Annotated in this window: 1 protein-coding gene; it reads left to right on the forward strand. The window is 38.5% G+C overall.

All coding sequences use genetic code 11. The annotated features are described in order from the left end of the window. The first annotated feature begins 450 nt into the window (after positions 1-450). Entirely contained in the window at positions 451-2,346 is a 1,896-nt protein-coding gene (locus tag ABES52_RS16410) for a PrkA family serine protein kinase (protein ID WP_429652392.1), read from the forward strand. Positions 2,347-2,411 lie beyond the last annotated feature (65 nt).

A 2,411-nucleotide genomic window follows, 5' to 3' on the forward strand; every position in this document is an offset into this window, starting at 1 on the left:
TGTGAATAACTTGCTAAAAATCAAAACTAAAGTTATCCACAGTTATTTCTGGGTAGAGCCTAAAAATAAGAGTATTAAGCGCAAAATGTCCTTGACATAAAAAATTAAGCTGCTGATTCATTCAGCAGCTCGAGTTCATTTACTTATGAACACCTGGTTTGTCGTTGTAACCTGCTGTGAAAATCGCAGCAAGAAACGCTACACATACACCTAAAATTAAGAATGTACCCATGTATGTAAGCCTCCTTTTTCTTCATTAGGACAAACGAACACTATTTTTATTATATCCAAAAGGGAAAGCAGTGTGAATGATGTCTCATGATTTTTTTCTGGCAATTCGGTGACAATGTTATTATTCGAAAATCCTTGTCTTGATTAATCATCATTAGCCAACTCCCCGCATAAATATTGTAATAATCGTTGCTCAATAAGGCTCAGGGGGAGGTCCTCATGGATATTTTAAAAAGGATTGAACAATTTCGTGAAACCGAAGAAAGATTGAAATGGGAAGGCACGTTTGCTCAATATTTAGAGATTGTCAAACAAAAGCCGTGGGTTGCACAGTCGGCGCATTCAAGGGTATATAATATGATCAAAGATGCCGGATACGAAGTAGTTGATGGAAAAAAACGATACAAATTTTTTAGTCAACAATTGTTCGGTTTGGAAGAAGCGTTGGAACGTTTAGTGGAAGAATATTTTCATCCAGCAGCGAAACGACTCGATGTCAGGAAACGCATTTTACTATTAATGGGGCCAGTGAGCGGCGGTAAGTCAACGTTAGTTACGTTGTTAAAGCGTGGCCTAGAGGCGTATACACGAACGGATCAAGGAGCGATTTACGCAATTAAAGGATGTCCGATGCATGAAGACCCACTCCATTTGATTCCACATCATTTACGTGATGATTTTTACAAACAGTACGGGGTGCGAATCGAAGGGAATTTATCACCATTAAACATGATGCGTTTGGAACAAGAGTATGGCGGACGTATTGAAGATGTCATGGTTGAACGTATTTTCTTCTCAGAAGATAAACGTGTCGGTATTGGAACATTTAGTCCATCTGATCCAAAATCACAAGATATTGCCGATTTAACAGGCAGTATTGACTTTTCAACGATTGCTGAGTACGGATCTGAATCCGATCCTCGAGCATATCGATTTGACGGTGAGCTAAACAAAGCAAACCGAGGAATTATGGAATTCCAAGAAATGTTAAAATGTGATGAAAAGTTTTTATGGCACTTGCTTTCGCTTACACAAGAAGGAAATTTTAAAGCTGGACGCTTTGCACTCATTTCAGCGGATGAGCTCATTGTCGCTCATACGAATGAAACCGAGTATCGTTCGTTTATTTCAAATAAGAAAAATGAAGCGTTGCATTCTCGGATTATCGTTATGCCGATTCCGTATAACTTAAAGTTATCAGATGAAGAAAAAATTTACGAAAAAATGATTAAAGAAAGCGATGTAGCGGATGTGCATATTGCTCCGCATACGTTGCGCGTGGCGGCGATGTTTACCATCTTAACTCGTCTAAAAGAACCGAAACGGGGCGATATTGATTTAATTAAGAAGATGCGCCTGTATGACGGAGAAAGTGTCGAAGGGTTTAATTCGACTGACGTAGAAGAATTGAAAAAAGAGTATCCAGATGAAGGAATGAGCGGTATTGACCCACGATATGTGATTAACCGAATTTCTTCTACGATTATCCGAAAAGAAATACATTCCATAAACGCCCTAGATGTATTGCGTTCACTAAAAGAAGGATTAGACCAACATCCTTCTATTACGCAAGAGCTCAAAGAAAAATATTTGAACTTTATTTCACTTGCACGTAAAGAATACGACGAAATTGCGAAAAAAGAAGTGCAAAAAGCGTTCGTTTACTCCTATGAAGAGTCTGCAAAAACGTTAATGGATAACTACTTAGACAACGTGGAAGCTTATTGTAACAAGGCGAAGCTCCGCGATCCGTTAACTGGAGAAGAAATTAATCCTGATGAAAAATTAATGCGTTCGATTGAAGAGCAAATCGGTATTTCTGAAAATGCAAAAAAAGCGTTCCGGGAAGAAATTTTAATCCGCATCTCGGCCTATGCACGCAAAGGAAAACGATTTGACTACAATTCGCATGATCGATTAAGAGAAGCGATTCAAAAGAAATTGTTTGCTGATTTAAAAGATGTCGTAAAAATTACAACGTCCACCAAGACGCCGGATGAACAACAACTAAAGAAAGTTAACGAAGTCGTAGCTCGCTTAATTGATGAATATGGCTACAATTCGACGTCAGCGAACGAGTTGCTCCAATATGTAGGAAGTTTATTAAACCGATAAATTGTTCTCAGGGAAGGCTGCGATTACGCAGTCTTTTTCCTTCCTTTTCAGGCTCTATACTAAAT

It is taken from the genome of Aeribacillus pallidus (assembly GCF_050478865.1).
Classification (GTDB): domain Bacteria; phylum Bacillota; class Bacilli; order Bacillales; family JACDOC01; genus JACDOC01.

Coding starts and splice junctions, on each gene's coding strand:
- ABES52_RS16410 (WP_429652392.1), top strand. CDS start 451: ATGGATATTTTAAAAAGGATTGAACAATTTCGTGAAACCGAAGAAAGA.